Below are 15,069 nucleotides of genomic sequence, written 5' to 3' on the forward strand. Positions count from 1 at the left end.
CGCTGGCCGCGTCCCTGCTCTGCTTCGCGGTGGTCATGATCGCGGTGGTCGCCGGTGTGCTCTTCATCGCACGCGGCTTCCTGGCCTCCCGACTCGGAATTCACCTGCTCGGCGCGTGACGCCGCCTCATCGAAAGGCACGCTCGTGAGCACCCCCGAACAAACGAACCAGGCGGCCGCCGAGCCGGCCCGCACCCCGCCGCCGCGCCAGAACGTGCTGCAGAAGGTGCTGGACTGGCTGAAAGCCGGATACCCGCAGGGCATTCCGCAGTCCGACTATGTGGCGCTGCTCGCGGTCCTGCACCGGCGGCTCACCGACTACGAGGTGCACCTGGTGGTGGAGGAGCTGATCCGCGAGCGGGTGGCCGCCTCCGATATCGAGCGCGCCGACATCGAGGCGGCGATCGCCCGAGTTGCCAAGGAGCAGCCCGGCGAGGACGATATCGCTCGGGTGGCCTCCAGGCTCGCAGCCGGTGGATGGCCGCCGGCGACACCGACGTCCGACTGACCGCACGAGACCCTGCAGCATCGACATCCGGCCGCCGACCCCAGCGCGCGCCGCCACCCCACGGAATGACACGATCGCGAACGTGAGCAATACCCTCCGAATCCTCCCCATGCCCACCGGCGCAGCGGTGGGCGATGTATTGCCGCATCTGCGAGAAGCCTTGGAGGGCAACGGCCCGGCCTGGCTTCCGGTTCCCACCACCGACCGCCGCGAGACCCAGCGCCTGAGCGGCAGCCTGCGCCCCGGCGAGGAGATCGACGACGACGTGGCCCTGGTCGTCACCACCTCCGGCACCACCGGAAATCCCAAGGGCGCCATGCTCACCGCGGCCAATCTGCGGGCCAGCGGCGACGCCACCCACGAGCGCCTGGGCGGCCCCGGACAGTGGCTGCTGGCCCTGCCGACCCACCACATCGCGGGCATCCAGGTGCTGCTGCGCAGCATCCTGGCCGGGACCGAGCCCACCGTGCTGGACGTCTCCGGCGGCTTCCTGCCCGAGGCCCTGGTCGGCGCGATCGCGAGCATGCGCGGACCGCGCCGCTACACCTCGCTGGTCCCCACCCAGCTGATCAAGGCCCTCGACGAGCCGGCCGCCACCGCGGCGCTGGCCGACCTGGACGGCGTGCTGGTCGGCGGCGCGGCCACCCCGAAGCCGGTGCTGGACCGGGCCCGCGCGGCGGGCATCAAGGTGTTCCGCACCTACGGCATGAGCGAGACCTGCGGCGGCTGTGTGTACGAGGGAGTACCGCTGACGGGCACCCGGGTACGCATCGAGGACGGGCGGGTGCTGCTCGGCGGCGAGACCATCGCCAAGGGCTACCGCAATATCCCCGACCACCCCGCCTTCGCCGAACCCGGCTGGTTCCGGACCGAGGACGCCGGCCACCTCGACAATGGCGTGCTGACCATCACCGGCCGCCTCGACGAGGCCATCATGACCGGTGGCCTGCTGGTCATCCCCCAGGTCGTCGAGGCCGTCCTCATCACCCACCCGGCCGTCTCCGAGTGCGTGGTGCTGGGCCTGCCCGACGACCGCCTCGGCCAGCGCGTGGCCACCGCCATCGTTCCCGCCCCGGGCGCCACCGCGCCGAGCCTCGACGAACTGCGCGACCACGTGATCGCCGAACTCGACGCCATCGCCGCCCCGCGCGAACTGGCCGTGCTGGACGAACTTCCGCTGCGGGGCCCGGGCAAACCCGACCGCGCCAAACTGCGACAGCTGCTGCTGGCGGATTCCACGCACTGAACGCAGCGGCCCGGTCCGCGTGCACCACGCCGACGGCCGCTTGCGCCGAAGTGATGGCCGCTTGCGCCGAGGTGCTCACCTCTTGCGCGGGGCACGCAATCGCCGTGCAAGGGGGGTGCAAGGCAAGCCCCGCAGGGTGTAGCCATGACTTCTTACACACCTGCTGAGACTCTCGCCATCGAGGCGGACGGCTTGGTCAAGGTCTTCGGGGAGCAGCGGGCCGTCGACGGCGTGAGTCTCGCGGTGCCTCGGGGGGCCGTCTACGGCGTGCTGGGACCCAACGGGGCCGGCAAGACCACGACCATCCGCATGCTCGCGACCCTGCTCCGCCCGGACGGCGGCAGCGCCCGCATCTTCGGCCGCGACGTGGTCGCCGAGCCCACGGCGGTGCGGTCGCTGATCGGCGTCACCGGCCAGTACGCGTCCGTCGACGAAAAGCTCACGGCCACCGAGAATCTGGTGATCTTCTCGCGGCTGCTGGGCCTGTCGAAGACCGAGTCGCGGCGCAAGTCGGCCGAGCTGCTCGAGGAATTCGGCCTGACCGAGGCCGCCGACAAGGCGCTGGAGAACTTCTCCGGTGGCATGCGGCGCCGCCTGGACCTGGCCGCCAGCCTGATCGCACGGCCGCCGCTGCTGTTCCTGGACGAGCCGACCACCGGCCTGGACCCGCGCACCCGCGCCCAGATGTGGGACACCATCCGGCGGCTGGTGAGCGAGGGCTCGACCGTGCTGCTCACCACCCAGTACCTGGACGAGGCCGACCAGCTGGCCGACCGGATCGCGGTCATCGACCACGGCAAGGTCATCGCCGACGGCACTTCCGACGAACTCAAATCCTCGGTCGGGCTGTCCGCGCTGCAGCTGACGCTGACCGACCGCGACCGCATCGAAGCGGCACGGATCGTGGTCGGTGAGGTCCTCTCCCGCGCGGCGGGCCGGATCGTCGAGGCCACCATCAGCCCGGAGGCCGGCCGTATCACCGCGCCCCTGCCCGACCCCAGCATCACCACCGACATCCTGATCCGGTTGCGCGAGAACGACATCCGGATCGACGAGATCAATGTCGCCAAGCCGAGCCTGGACGAAGTGTTCTTCACACTCACCGGGCACGCCGCCGAGAACGACACCGACGACACCGACGACACCGAACGGAGCGCGGCATGACCACGACTCTCTCCGCCCCCGCTCGACGGCACGCGGCCACGGTCGCACCGATTCCCGAAGTGAGCAACCATATTCCGTTCCGGCAGACCGTGGCGAACTCGTTCACCATGGCGTACCGCGGACTGCTGAAGATCAAGCACAATCCCGAACAGCTCTTCGACGTCACCGTCCAGCCCATCCTGTTCACGGCGCTCTTCGCCGGGATCTTCGGCGGGGCCATGGCGGGCAGCGTGAGCGCCTACCTGCCGACGCTGATCCCCGGCCTGCTGGTGCAGACCGTGGTGCTGACCTCGGTGGTCACCGGCACCCAGCTGCGCGAGGACATGGACAAAGGCGTCTTCGACCGCTTCAAATCCCTTCCCATCGCCCGCATTTCGGCACTGTCGGGGGCGCTGCTCGCGGACATGGTCCGCTACGGCCTGGCCACGGTGCTGACAGTGGTCATGGGCATGATCCTCGGCTACCGCCCGCACGGCGGGTTCGTGGCCGTGGTGGTCGCCGGGCTGCTGGTGGTGTTCTGCTCTTTCGCGATCAGCTGGATCTGGGCGCTGATCGGCATCACCGGTAAGAGCGCGCCCGCGGTGCAGGGCATCTCGATGATGATCATGTTCCCGCTGACCTTCATGTCCGGTGCGTTCGCCCAGGTGTCCACCATGCCGGGCTGGCTGCAGGGCCTCAACAAGGCCAACCCGATCTACTACATGGTCAATGCGGCCCGAGAACTGATGAACAGCAATGTCTACAGCTCGAACGTGGCGTACTCGATCATCGGCTCCATCGTCGTGATCGCGATCTTCGCCCCGCTCGCGGTGAAGGCGTACATGCGCCGCGCCTGACGCGGCCGCTCGCCCCGCGGTTGGGACGCCCGTGCACCGGTCACCGGTGGGCGGGCGTTTCGCGTTGGGTGCCGATCGCCCTCAGGTGAATCATGATCCGCTCGGCGGCCGTGCGACGCCCCAGTCCCGCAACCGAATTCAGCGCGGCGCTGATCCGCTCCTCCCCCACCGCGGCGCGGTGCAGGTCCAGGTGCCGCTGCCACTGCATCGACGGGTAGTCCTGGCGGCCGAACACCTTCGGCGTCAGGAGGATCAGGTCCAGACCGCGCTCGACGTGCTGCCCGGTGGCCAGCAGATAGCTGCCGATCGCGCAGCTCATCGAGCCGATCTGCGGTAGATCCCAGAACTGGCCGCCGATCACGCGGACCGCGACATCGGCGAGTTCCACCGCGGTCCGGTGCACCTGCTCGACGCGACCGGACAGCACGTGGGCATCGATGACGGCGGATACGAAGATCAGAGTCGCCGGTCCCGGCATTCCGACATTGTGCGGCCAGTCCATCAACGCGGGCACCTGCCGGAAGCGACGCAGCCCGGTGTCGATATCCCCTTCGGCGAGTTCGATTTCCGCCAGTGCGGCCGCGACGGCGGCGATCCGATGGTTGGGCTTGGTCACCGGTGCGTCGAGGGGCAGGTCGCCGACCACCCCGAGGGCCGGTTCGAGGGCCTGGCGGGCCGCCGCGGGCTGCCCGGTGCCCGCCAGCGAGATGGCCAGCAGGCCGCGGACCTCCATGGCTTCGTCCCAGGCCCGCAGTTCCTCGAGCAGTGCAACGGCCCGCCGGTAATACCCGACCGCCTCGGTGTAGCGCGCCGACTGGCCGTGCATGCTGCCGAGGTGCTGCGTGGTCATGGCGGTGCCCCAGGTGTCCCGGTCACCGCTGATGCCCATGGCGATCTCGGCGTCCTTGATCGAGCGGTACGCCATGCCGTTGTTCTCGCACAGGTTCGCCCGCAGCAGCAGGGCAGCGAGCCGGATCTGTTCATCCGGCGACCGCACGCCCGCGCTCAATCTCCGGGCCAGCTGGGTGGTGGTGCGGGACCGGGTGATCAGTTCGCCGAGATACCGCGCGACCGGGCTCATCGGCGCGCCCGACGCCAGAATGCGCCGGATCGTGGTCCGCACCCGCCCCACCGCGCGCAGGTCGGAGGCGCCGAACATGAGGTGCATGGCGAGCATCAACTGGCCATGGATGTAGAGGTCGGTCTCCGCCGCGACCGTCGGAAAGGTCGTGGGCGGCAACGCGATGACGCGCGGCGACCAGCTGATCAGTTCGGCGTGCGCGCCGCGCAACACCCAGATTCCGGCCAGGGTCGGGAACACCGTGTGCACGGTGTCGGGATCGCGCCGCTCCAGCGCGTAGCGCAGCACGGCGATCAGGTTGTCCATGTCCGCGCCCAGGGCCAGGACCGCCGACACCTGTTCGGTGGTGTCGTACCGCTGTGCGGTGCCGACCGCGAATTCCCTGGCCCACTTCGACATTCGGTCCATGACCAGGCCGGCTTCGCCGGTGGAGGCCAGCTGCTCCTCACCGAACTCGCGGACGGTCTCCAGCATCCGATAGCGGGTGCCGCCCGCCTCGTCCTCGAGCACCGTCAGCAACGACTGGCTCACCAGACCGTCGACGGCCATGGCGGGATCATCGATCTCCGGCCCGGCCAGCAGACATTCGGCGGCGGCCAGCGTGAATCCGGCGGGAAATCGGCACAGTCGGCGCAGCGCCACCCGCTGTGGCTCGTCGAGCAGGTTCCAGCTCCACTCGATCACCGCGTGCAACGTGCGATGCCGCTGCGGAGAACTGCGATCTCCGCTGCGCAGCAGGGCGAATCGACGGTCGAGGCGGGATACGATCTCCTCGACGCTCATGGTGCGCACCCGCGCCGCCGCCAGTTCGATGGCCAGCGGCAGTCCGTCGAGGTTGCGGCAGAGCCGGGCCACCACCTCCGGATCCAGCCGCACCGACGGGCGCACCGCGCGGGCCCGCGCCTCGAACAGGTCGGTGGCCGGTGACCCGGCGGCGTCGATGGTCAACGGCGGCAACGGATACACCGCCTCGGCCGTGATCTCCAGCGGTGCGCGGCTGGTGGTGAGCACGGTCAGCTGATCGCTCACCCCGACCAGATCGGCGACCACCTCGGCCACCGGTTCGATGAGGTGTTCGCAGTTGTCGAGGATCAGCAGTACCGGGCGCGCCCCGAGAGCCTCCCGCAGTTTCTGCCGGATATCGCGGCCCCGCACCTGCCGCAGCACGTTCGTCTCCCACACGACATCGGCCACTCCGAGGGTGGTCGCGATGGCGACCTCGATCTCGTCGCGGGTTTCGGCCGCACCATCGGATTCCGAACGCAGCGAGGCCAATTCCACCAGCATCACCGCGGTCTCGTGCGCTATCCGCGCACCCAGTTCGTTGGCGATCCGGGTCTTCCCGGTCCCACCCGGTCCGAGCACGGTGACCACCCGCGAGGACCGCAGGATCTCCTCCAGCGCTGCCAGATCGGCCTCCCGGCCCAGCAGCGGATTCGGCGCGGCACGCAGTCCGATCGCGTTCTCGCCCGCCAGTTCTCGCGCCTCGGCCGCCCGGGTGGATCCCGCAGCACGGCCCGCTGTGCGCGCGTGACCGGACGAACGGCCATCGATCGACGCCACCTGTCCGATCGCCGCGGAACCGTCACTGCCGAAGCCGATCCCACCGGCCACGCCGGGCACCACGGACAGTCTGTGCCCGGCGGCACCGGCGGGCCCATCCGGCCGGACGCCGCTGTCGGCCGAGGGCGCGAAGGCGGCGGGCCGGACCACCCCGGATTCGGGCGCTGTCGCCGAATATCCTTGCGCGCCAGCAGCACTGCCGATCGATGCCACCGGTTCACCGCGCAGGATCGCGGTATTCAGAGCGACCAGCGCCGGGCCCGGGTCGGCGCCGAGCTGATCGACCAGCCGGGTACGCAGGGTGGCGAAGACATCGAGGGCCTCGGTGGTGCGGCCCGCCGCGGCGAGCAGGCGCATGAGGGTGCCGTGGGCGGGCTCGTCCAGCGGGTCGGCGACCACGGCCTGCTGGGCCAGTTCGATGGCGGCGGGCAGGTCACCGACCGCTTCGCGGGCGGTCAGCTCCAGCGCGTCCAGCGCGCGGCGGCGGGTGGCCGCCAGGGTGGCGAGTTCCTCGGCGACGGGACCGGGCGGCAGGTCGGCGGCGGGTTCGCCGCGCCAGAGCGCGCGGGCCGCGGCCACCAGGTCCAGGCAGGCGAGGCCGTCGCCGGCGAGATGGGCTTGGCGGGCTTGCCTTTCCAGCTGCTGGGCCAGCGACAGATCGACCTGCTCGGGTGCCAAGACCAGACGATATCCGGCAGGACCGATTTCGAGCGCGCCCTCCGGCAGCGCCGAGCGCAGTCGCGAGACCTGGGTGTGCAGCGCGTTCATGGGCGCGCGCGGCGGGTCCTCGCCCCAGACCTCGTCGATGAGCACCTGCGCGCTGCGACTGCGGCCGAGGTGCACGGCCAGTGCCGCCACCAGCAGCCGGGCCCGCGCGCCGGGTACGGCGGTCAGCGCACCGTCGCGGCGTAGTGCGATCTCGCCCAGCAGGGCCACCAGGGTCGAGTCGCCCACGTTCACCACCCGCGCGCTTCCCGTGCTGCTCGAACTGCCGTTGTGCGAATTCATTCCTTGCCAATCGTAGGTGAGCGGGCGGGTGGTCGCCGGATGCGCACGGCCGGTGCCGGGCCGTCACACGGGACCCGTGCTTACCCGACGCGCCGGGCCCGGCTCAACCGGTTTATCGACGGCGAGGCCCATTCGGGGTCGGCAGCGCTTACCCTCATGCCATGGCCGAATTCGACATTCGCCGGGAAACGGTCATCAAGGCCGATCCCGCACAGGTCCAGGCACTTGTGGATGACTTCCACCAGTGGCGCAAGTGGTCGCCGTGGGAGGACACCGATCCCGCCATGGAGCGCGTCTACAGCGGTGCCGATCGCGGCATCGGCGCCCGCTACTTCTGGAGCGGCAACCGCAAGGCCGGCCGCGGTGATATGGAGATCACCTCCGCCACCTCCGACGCCATCGGCATCAGGCTGCACTTCGAGAAGCCGTTCAAGGCGACCAACCAGGTCACCTTCGAATTCCGCCCGCAGGGCGACACCACCGCGGTGACCTGGCGCATGACCGGCACGCAGAACGGCCCGATGGCCATCGTCGGCAAGCTGTTCCCGATGGATCGCCTGGTCGGCAAGGACTTCGAGAAGGGGCTGGCCCAGCTCAAGGCCGCGGCCGAAAGCTGACCGGCGCCGGCGCCGGCATCCGCGGACACTCGGGCGGGCGCGGCCGCCGACTCTCGCACTAGGCTGCCAAGCATGGCTACAGCAGCACAGTGGATCGAGGGCGCTCGGCCGCGCACCCTCCCGAATGCCATCGCCCCGGTTCTGGCGGGCACGGGGGCGGCCGCCTCGATCGACGGGTTCGTGTGGTGGAAAGCGATACTGTGCCTGCTGCTTTCGGTGGCACTGATCATCGGCGTCAACTACGCCAACGACTACTCCGACGGCATTCGCGGCACCGATGACGAGCGGGTCGGCCCGCTGCGGCTGGTCGGTTCCAAGCTGGCGGCTCCGGCCGCGGTGCGCAATGCCGCCATCGCCTGCCTCGCGGTCGGCGCGGTCATCGGCCTGGTGCTGGTGATCACCAGCGCCTGGTGGCTGCTGCTGGTGGGCGCGGCCTGCCTGGCGGGGGCGTGGTTCTACACCGGCGGCCGGAACCCGTACGGCTACAGCGGTTTCGGTGAGATCGCGGTGTTCGTGTTCTTCGGCCTGGTGGCGGTGCTGGGCACCGAATTCGTGCAGGCCGGGCGGGTGGACTGGGCGGGCCTGGTGTGCGCGGTGTCCGTCGGCGCGTTCTCCAGCGCGGTGCTGGTCACCAACAACCTGCGCGACATTCCCACCGATACCGAATCGGGCAAGCTCACCCTGGCGGTGCGGCTGGGCGACGCGCACACCCGCACCCTGCACATGGCGCTGATCCTGATCCCGTTCCTCGCACTCGCACTGCTGGTCTGGCGCAGCCCGTGGACCCTGGCCGCGCTGGTCGCGCTGCCGCTGGCGGTCCGCGCCAACGAGCCGGTGCGGACCGGCAAGAACGGTCCGGGATTGATTCCCGCCCTTGCCGGTACCGGTCAGGCGATGCTGGTCTGGTCGGCCGTGGTGGCCGTGGCGCTGGCCGTCGTCTGATCGACGGCCGGCCGGTCTCAGTCCTCGTCCGGGACCAGGACGCCGAGTACCCAGTTCACCAGCGAGATGATGATGCCGCCGAGCACGGCGGCCCAGACGCCATCCACGCGCAGGCCGTAATCCGTGGTGCCGGTGATCTTCGCGGTCAGCCACAGCATGAGCGCGTTGATCACCAGCAGGAACAGGCCCAGCGAGACCACGATGAAGGGGAACGAGAGCACCTTCACGATCGGTTTCACCAGCGTGTTCACCAGGGCGAACACCACCGTGATGGCCGCGATCACCAGGATCTTGCTCTGGGTGGTGTCCTCGGGGGTCTTGATCTCGATGCCGTTCACCCAGGCGGCGGCCAGCCAGATGGCCACCCCGTTGATCAGCAGACGTATCAGTAGCGTCATGCCCCGATCGTAGGGCGAGATCAACTCGCGGGCCGGACATCCGGGTAGGGCGGTCGCTACGCGGGCCGGATCAGGCCGCGCGGTCGAGATAGCCGGACACCGCGTCACGCAGGACGCGCATCGCCTCGTCGTCGCCGAGCAGGCGGCGGGTGACGGCATTGGGCGCGCGCAGCACGGCCAGCATCATGTGCCCGGCCTCGATGCGATTGTCCTTGCGCGACAACGCCTCACGCAGGGACAGCTCGATGACCTTCTTGGAGTCCTTGGTGAAGGGAATGTGGCCGCGCGGGCCGCCTTCCGCGCCCCAGTACTTGCCCCAGCGCGATTGCTCGGCGGGCACGGCCGCCTGATCGAGGGCGTTCTCGCCGAAGGTGGCCTCCAGGCTCTCGCGCACGGCGTCGAGATCGATGCCGATGGAACGCAGGGCGGCCGCGTCCTCCGCACCGAGCGGCTCGCCGGTCCGCTTGCGGGCCACCGCGTCTCGCACGCCGTCGGCGGTGAGACCGTGTGCCGCAAGGATTTCCCGCAGACCATGGTCTTGGCTGACGAGCAGACCCAGCAGCATGTGCTCGACCTCGATGGTCGACGAGCACAGGTCGCGAGCCTCCTCCTGGGCCATGACGACCGCGTATCTGGCTGCCTTGTCGAATCGTTCGAACATCAGCGGATACCGCCCTTCCGGTTGTACTTCTGGTGGACCGCCTGCCGGCTGACCTCGAGCGCGTCCGCGATGGCCTGCCAGGACCAGCCCTGCTTGCGGGCATTGCCGACCTGAATGGCCTCGAGCCGCTCGAGCAACCGACGCAGTGCCAGCACCGCGCGGAGCCCGACCTGGGGGTCGGGGCTGCCGGCGGCGGCCGCCAGAGTCGTTGCTTCACTCATGAGTGTCAATTTACGTTGACACTCGCCGCGCGTCAACGAAAATTGACACCAATCGGAAAGGTGTTCGCCGTCAGCTGACATCACGTGACGGCCGGGAACGGGGATCCCGAGAACGGAACCAGTTCGGTCCCACGGAATGAACGGCGCGCAGTCGCGCAACAGGCCGAAAGCCGCAGGCTCCCAGGCGTAGACGACCCCGCCCCGCACTTCTGATTTGTTGTTGCTTCAAACTATTGGAGCAGAACGGAAGGCCGCACCGCCCACACCCAGGGACCGTGCGGGTATCCGTCGGCAACCGCGCGTGTACCTGACGGCCATACATCGTCGCGGCCAATGCCGCACACCAGGAGTACTTTCCGGAACCCGCCCCCGGGATGAACTACCTGGAATGGCTGATCTTCAATCCGATCTCGCGCACCGTCATGGTGAACTGGGATACCGAAGTGCGAATGGCAGCCGGTCGGTTTCGTATGCAGCTGGCCCGCAGCGATGATGACGAGCGCGGCCGCCAAATCCTCGAGAAGTGCCTCACCGATACGGACTTCGCACTGCTGTGGCGCTCCGACACGATCGCCGTCGAGCGCACCGATCTCACCAAGCTGGTGCGCGAGCCGCGCACGCTGGCCATCACCGAGTTGCGCATCAATATGTGGCGCACCCAATCGAGCCTGCAATCGTGGCTCCTGGTGCTCGGCACCACGGTCGATCGACCGACCGCGGTGACCCGTCCGGTGGTCCGGCAACGCCCCGAAACGTCAAGGCCTATTAACGCCTCTGGAGGCCCTGCTACCCCGTCGAGACGCGCGAAAAACGCTGCGCCCGCTAACGATCCGAACCCAACCAAACCACTTCGGCAAATAGGTAGCAATCTTTCCGATGGGTGATCAACCGATATCAGCCGACCCGTCGTGCCGTGCGAAAACTATCCCGACCAAGTACCGGTGGCGATGAATTCGGTCAGCACCGCGGTGGGCTCGGTCAAGCTCAGCCCCTGGTCGGCAACCCATTCGTCATTGAAATAGGTTCCGGCATAACGGTCTCCGCCATCACAGAGCAACGTCACCACACTGCCGGTACGGTTCTCGGCGATCATGTCGGCAATCAGGGCAAAGGCCCCCCACAGATTGGTGCCCGTGGACCCGCCCACGCGCCGGCCCAGCACCGCGCTCGCGTGCCTGGCGGTCGCCACCGAGGCCGCGTCGGGCACCTCGATCATGCAGTCCACCACGCTCGGCACGAACGACGGCTCCACCCGCGGCCGCCCGATGCCCTCGATCCGGGACGGCATTCCGGTCTGATAGTCCAGGTCGTCGACCTCGTAGCCGCCATAAAAGGCCGAGTTCTCCGGATCCACCACGGCCAGCCGGGTCGCGTGCCGCTTGTAGCGCAGGTAGCGGCCGATGGTCGCGCTGGTACCGCCGGTCCCCGCGCCCACCACGACCCACTCCGGCACCGGGTGCGCCTCCAGGGTCATCTGCTGGAAGATGGATTCGGCGATGTTGTTGTTACCTCGCCAGTCGGTGGCCCGCTCGGCATTGGTGAACTGGTCCATATAGTGGCCGCCGGTCTCGTCCGCCAGACGCGCTGCCTCCGTATAGATGTCGGGCGCGCGTTCGACCAGGTGACAGCGACCGCCCTGGGCCTCGATGAGCGCCAGCTTCTCCGGCGAGGTCCTGGCCGGGACCACGGCCACGAAGTCCAGGCCCAGCATCCTGGCGAAATACGCCTCGCTGATGGCCGTCGACCCCGACGAGGCCTCCACCACGGTGGTGCCCTCGGTCACCCAGCCGTTGCAGATGGCGTACAGGAACAGCGATCTCGCCAGGCGGTGTTTGAGACTCCCGGTCGGATGGGTGGATTCGTCCTTCAGATAGAGCTGGACGCCCCACTCCGGCGGCAGGGGATAGCGCAGCAGATGGGTGTCCGCGCTGCGCTGGGTGACGGCGTCGATGAGCCGGACCGCATTGTCGACCCAGTCCCTGGGTGCGCTGCGATCGCAGCGTTTCACTGCTCGTCCTTGCCCTGCAGTCTCGACATCAGCTGGTCACGGTCTCGACGGCGCTTGGCGTCCACCGCCGCGATGTCCTTGTTGACCTGGGTACGCAGCCTCTTGAACAGCAACAGCGACAGCGGCATCGCGATGAGCAGCCCGAACAGCAGGGCCACGATGAGGGGGATGGCCACTTTCACCACGGCGGCGACGCCCATGATGATCGCGGTGATGACGGCGACCAGCCCGAGCCGGGCCACCGTGTAGATAGCCAAACTGCGTGCCAGGCGGCGGCCCGCACCTTCGGGCCGGGTTGCATCACTCACGCAGAACAGCGTAGGTGACGGCGGTTCGGGCGCCGCCGCGGCCCTCGCCCGGCCGGAAAATTAATCCGACCAGCCCGTATGTCGCTGGTAGTTCGCTGCATTAGAGCCAAAAGTGACCGTAAACACATAACGGATATCCGTTTTGTCTATTACTTCCCCTTTACCAAAGCGAGACCGTTCGAACACCCAGGGGGTCCAGTGCAACGATGTCGCTACTGATGAGGGATCTGTCGAAACGGAAAGGTTTGCGAATGACTGCGTTCACCGCGGCGAGCCGCGCATTGGGTTCCGTCAACGGCCAGGACACTCTGCTCACCCCAGGCCAGGTCGCTGCCCTGTTCCACGTCGATCCGAAGACCGTGACCCGCTGGGCTCACGCAGGTCGGCTCGGCTCCCTTCGGACTCCGGGCGGCCACCGCCGGTTCCGCGAATCAGAAGTTCTGCAACTCCTGCGGTCCCTCACCACCGAGGCCACCCGCGTGTAACACCTATTTCCCGCTTCAGGTGCCGCGGGTACGCACTCGGATTACCCTCGTTGTCAGGAGGTGAGCGACGTGACGTACCTGTTGGCACTCATCGCGGTCGTGGCCATTGCGATGCTGTGCTGGAAGGCTTTCGGACCCCAGCGATCGGCCGGCACCGGCCCAGCACCCACCCGGCGCAACCGCGTTATCGGTCCCGAAGATGATCCGGATTTCCTCGCCAAGCTCTCCCGGGAGCATCGTGACGGCGAATCCACCTGAATGACCGAAGCTCGCCAACCAGATAGCCATATAGACAGATGTGACCGTCCCCCGCGGATCCGCACCAGCGGACCCACGGGGGACGTGTCGTTTCACGCGAAGGCCGCCTCGGGGATGGTGGCCATGAGCTCCTCCCATGCGGGATACATCTCGACCTTGCGCAGATGCAGCGCCTTGATCTTGTCGGACAGCTCCGGGTCCGGATCATCCGAAATATCTGGGCCGATCACCAGTTTCGCGAAATGCGGCGCGATCTCCGGATCCCCGGCCAGGTGCACCGGGTCGTGCAGATACCGCTCCAACGCGGCCAGATCCTCGATACCCACACAGTAGGCATGGGTGAGGCCCTCGGCCGGATCCCCCAGGCTCTGCCCGACCGTCGCGAAACTCACCGACTCCACCGACGCGGTGCGACGCATGGCCGCGAGCACCTCACACAGGCCTGGGCGTAGCCGCGTCGCGCGAACGCTGGAAGCGCGCTCGCGCCAGGGCAATCGGGCCGTCGCCGCGGCCGAACTCCAGGCCGTCGCCGACGCGGCCGTGGATACGTTCCTGCGCGCCTACCGCCCCTGAGCGCCCGGCGCGAAGCGGTGGCGGACGAGATCCGTTGCGGCGCGCGCCATTCGATCGAAGGGCTCGATCTCGCCCGCGGCGCGGCAGAGCACGTGCGCGCCCTGCAGCAGGGTGAGCAGGGTGGTCGCCAGGTCCGCGGCGGTGGCCGGGTCCGCGCCTGCGGCGGTCAGGCGCTCGGCGAGAGTGGTTGTCCAGGAATCGAATGCGGTGGCCGCCACGGTGCGCAGGTCGCCGCTGTCGGGGTCCACGGTGACGGCGGCGACGGCGCAGCCCGCGCCGTCGGCCGAGGCGGCCACTACCGGGCGGACCAGAGCGAGGAAGGACTCGACGAGAGTCACCGGATCGGGGGCCGGTAGCGCGGCCAGACGCTCGCGCACCTGATCGCCGTTGCGGGCGGCGGCCGTCGCCACCAATTCGGCCTTGCCGCCGGGGAAGTGGTGGTAGATCGCGCCGCGCGCGGCGCCGCTGGCGTCCAGGACCGCGGTGAAGGACATGCCCGCGACACCCTTCTTCTGCAGCGCGTCGATGGCCGCATCGATCATCCGATCCCGCGTGGTCGCCGCCATTCTTCCTCCCACCATTGACTAGTACGGTCATCCTAGTACACACTCGACTCGCTAGTACGTACGTACTAGCCCTTCGAGAACGGAGAGCCCAGTGCCCATCACCGTGACCGCACCGCGCGGCATCCTCACCGCCCGCGGCGAACGCGAGATCCTGCCCGCCCTCACCGCGGCCCTGGCCGAGGTCAGCGGCGGCGCCGGCAATGACTTCTTCACCGGAATCATCGGCGGCAGCGTGCACCTGCTGCCGCCGGAGGACATCTATGCGGGCGGCGAGAACCGGCCGATCGTCATGGTCGAACTCAAGCTGCCCAATATCGGCCTGCCCGACCCGACCGCCCGCGCGGCCTTCATCACCGCGGCCACCGACATCGTCGCGGGGCTCACCACCGCAGGCCATCGGCGCGAGGACATCTGGGTCAATATCCTCAATGCCCTCGACGGCGCCTGGGGTATCGGCGGCCGCGCCTACACCGGCGAGGCGCTGATCGCGGCGGTCACCGCGGCCGCCAACTGACGACGGTCCGGGTGGGGGGGGAGCACACGCCCCCCCCAAACCTCCCTAACCCCACCCCCCCCCCTTGCCCACCGCATCCCCCTCCCCCCTTCTCCCCCGGTTTTTTGTTGCCC

The 15,069-nt window shown here is 68.8% G+C and carries 18 protein-coding genes; 10 read left to right on the forward strand and 8 right to left on the reverse strand.

What is annotated here, in order from left to right; translation table 11 throughout:
• Window positions 1-144 precede the first annotated feature (144 nt).
• From ACFXN1_RS22545 to ACFXN1_RS22560, 4 genes are all read left to right on the forward strand, one after another.
• Window positions 145-507 carry a DUF3349 domain-containing protein gene (locus ACFXN1_RS22545; protein ID WP_379438219.1) on the forward strand — a complete coding sequence of 121 codons (363 nt, stop codon included), beginning with the start codon at window positions 145-147 and terminating at the stop codon, window positions 505-507.
• A gap of 109 nt (window positions 508-616) precedes the next feature.
• The gene (gene menE, locus ACFXN1_RS22550) at window positions 617-1,753 is read left to right on the forward strand and encodes an o-succinylbenzoate--CoA ligase (protein ID WP_379438224.1); all 1,137 of its coding nucleotides are present in this window, start codon (window positions 617-619) and stop codon (window positions 1,751-1,753) included.
• A 144-nt stretch (window positions 1,754-1,897) separates the two neighbouring features.
• Window positions 1,898-2,917 (forward strand): ATP-binding cassette domain-containing protein, encoded by a 1,020-nt coding sequence (locus tag ACFXN1_RS22555; RefSeq protein ID WP_379438218.1) that lies wholly within the window; start codon window positions 1,898-1,900, stop codon window positions 2,915-2,917.
• Entirely contained in the window at window positions 2,914-3,753 is an 840-nt protein-coding gene (locus tag ACFXN1_RS22560) for an ABC transporter permease (RefSeq protein ID WP_379438216.1), read from the forward strand. Before ACFXN1_RS22555 ends, ACFXN1_RS22560 begins: the two co-directional genes overlap by 4 nt.
• 40 nt (window positions 3,754-3,793) lie before the next feature.
• On the opposite strand, the gene ACFXN1_RS22565 is transcribed toward ACFXN1_RS22560, so the two are convergent.
• Window positions 3,794-7,405, reverse strand: coding sequence for a BTAD domain-containing putative transcriptional regulator (locus ACFXN1_RS22565; protein WP_379438214.1), 3,612 nt, complete (start codon window positions 7,403-7,405; stop codon window positions 3,794-3,796).
• A gap of 161 nt (window positions 7,406-7,566) precedes the next feature.
• Between ACFXN1_RS22565 and ACFXN1_RS22570 the strand changes: the two genes are divergently transcribed.
• Entirely contained in the window at window positions 7,567-8,022 is a 456-nt protein-coding gene (locus tag ACFXN1_RS22570) for an SRPBCC family protein (RefSeq protein WP_379438213.1), read from the forward strand.
• 72 nt (window positions 8,023-8,094) lie between these two features.
• On the forward strand, window positions 8,095-8,964 hold the full coding sequence (locus ACFXN1_RS22575) for a 1,4-dihydroxy-2-naphthoate polyprenyltransferase (protein ID WP_379438211.1): 870 nt from the start codon (window positions 8,095-8,097) through the stop codon (window positions 8,962-8,964).
• A gap of 17 nt (window positions 8,965-8,981) precedes the next feature.
• Here ACFXN1_RS22575 and ACFXN1_RS22580 read toward each other — a convergent pair whose 3' ends face one another.
• The 3 genes from ACFXN1_RS22580 to ACFXN1_RS22590 form a co-directional block, all read right to left on the reverse strand.
• Window positions 8,982-9,362: a phage holin family protein gene (locus ACFXN1_RS22580; RefSeq protein WP_379438210.1), complete on the reverse strand. Its 381-nt coding sequence runs from the start codon at window positions 9,360-9,362 to the stop codon at window positions 8,982-8,984.
• 70 nt (window positions 9,363-9,432) lie between these two features.
• Window positions 9,433-10,023: a Clp protease N-terminal domain-containing protein gene (locus ACFXN1_RS22585; protein ID WP_379438208.1), complete on the reverse strand. Its 591-nt coding sequence runs from the start codon at window positions 10,021-10,023 to the stop codon at window positions 9,433-9,435.
• Complete coding sequence (locus ACFXN1_RS22590; RefSeq protein ID WP_040813561.1) at window positions 10,023-10,244, reverse strand: hypothetical protein; 222 nt, start codon at window positions 10,242-10,244, stop codon at window positions 10,023-10,025. Before ACFXN1_RS22590 ends, ACFXN1_RS22585 begins: the two co-directional genes overlap by 1 nt.
• 320 nt (window positions 10,245-10,564) lie before the next feature.
• Here ACFXN1_RS22590 and ACFXN1_RS22595 point away from each other — a divergent pair, with 320 nt between their 5' ends.
• Window positions 10,565-11,128 carry a hypothetical protein gene (locus ACFXN1_RS22595; RefSeq protein WP_379438222.1) on the forward strand — a complete coding sequence of 188 codons (564 nt, stop codon included), beginning with the start codon at window positions 10,565-10,567 and terminating at the stop codon, window positions 11,126-11,128.
• A gap of 38 nt (window positions 11,129-11,166) precedes the next feature.
• On the opposite strand, the gene ACFXN1_RS22600 is transcribed toward ACFXN1_RS22595, so the two are convergent.
• Both ACFXN1_RS22600 and ACFXN1_RS22605 read right to left on the reverse strand, forming a co-directional pair.
• Entirely contained in the window at window positions 11,167-12,252 is a 1,086-nt protein-coding gene (locus tag ACFXN1_RS22600) for a PLP-dependent cysteine synthase family protein (RefSeq protein WP_379438206.1), read from the reverse strand.
• Window positions 12,249-12,560, reverse strand: coding sequence for a DUF4229 domain-containing protein (locus tag ACFXN1_RS22605; protein WP_379438205.1), 312 nt, complete (start codon window positions 12,558-12,560; stop codon window positions 12,249-12,251). The genes ACFXN1_RS22600 and ACFXN1_RS22605 overlap by 4 nt, the downstream gene beginning before the upstream one ends.
• Before the next feature lie 251 nt (window positions 12,561-12,811).
• On the opposite strand from ACFXN1_RS22605, the gene ACFXN1_RS22610 reads away from it, so the two are divergent.
• Window positions 12,812-13,045, forward strand: coding sequence for a BldC family transcriptional regulator (locus tag ACFXN1_RS22610; RefSeq protein ID WP_051152909.1), 234 nt, complete (start codon window positions 12,812-12,814; stop codon window positions 13,043-13,045).
• A 69-nt stretch (window positions 13,046-13,114) separates the two neighbouring features.
• Window positions 13,115-13,303 (forward strand): hypothetical protein, encoded by a 189-nt coding sequence (locus ACFXN1_RS22615; protein WP_040862127.1) that lies wholly within the window; start codon window positions 13,115-13,117, stop codon window positions 13,301-13,303.
• 92 nt (window positions 13,304-13,395) lie between these two features.
• Here ACFXN1_RS22615 and ACFXN1_RS22620 read toward each other — a convergent pair whose 3' ends face one another.
• Complete coding sequence (locus ACFXN1_RS22620; RefSeq protein WP_379438203.1) at window positions 13,396-13,722, reverse strand: Dabb family protein; 327 nt, start codon at window positions 13,720-13,722, stop codon at window positions 13,396-13,398.
• A 141-nt stretch (window positions 13,723-13,863) separates the two neighbouring features.
• Complete coding sequence (locus tag ACFXN1_RS22625; protein ID WP_379389249.1) at window positions 13,864-14,442, reverse strand: TetR/AcrR family transcriptional regulator; 579 nt, start codon at window positions 14,440-14,442, stop codon at window positions 13,864-13,866.
• Window positions 14,443-14,533: 91 nt separating this feature from the next.
• On the opposite strand from ACFXN1_RS22625, the gene ACFXN1_RS22630 reads away from it, so the two are divergent.
• Window positions 14,534-14,956 carry a hypothetical protein gene (locus tag ACFXN1_RS22630; RefSeq protein ID WP_379399538.1) on the forward strand — a complete coding sequence of 141 codons (423 nt, stop codon included), beginning with the start codon at window positions 14,534-14,536 and terminating at the stop codon, window positions 14,954-14,956.
• Window positions 14,957-15,069: the final 113 nt, after the last annotated feature.

Source organism: Nocardia sp. NPDC059154, from assembly GCF_042755705.1.
In the GTDB taxonomy this organism is placed as follows: domain Bacteria; phylum Actinomycetota; class Actinomycetes; order Mycobacteriales; family Mycobacteriaceae; genus Nocardia.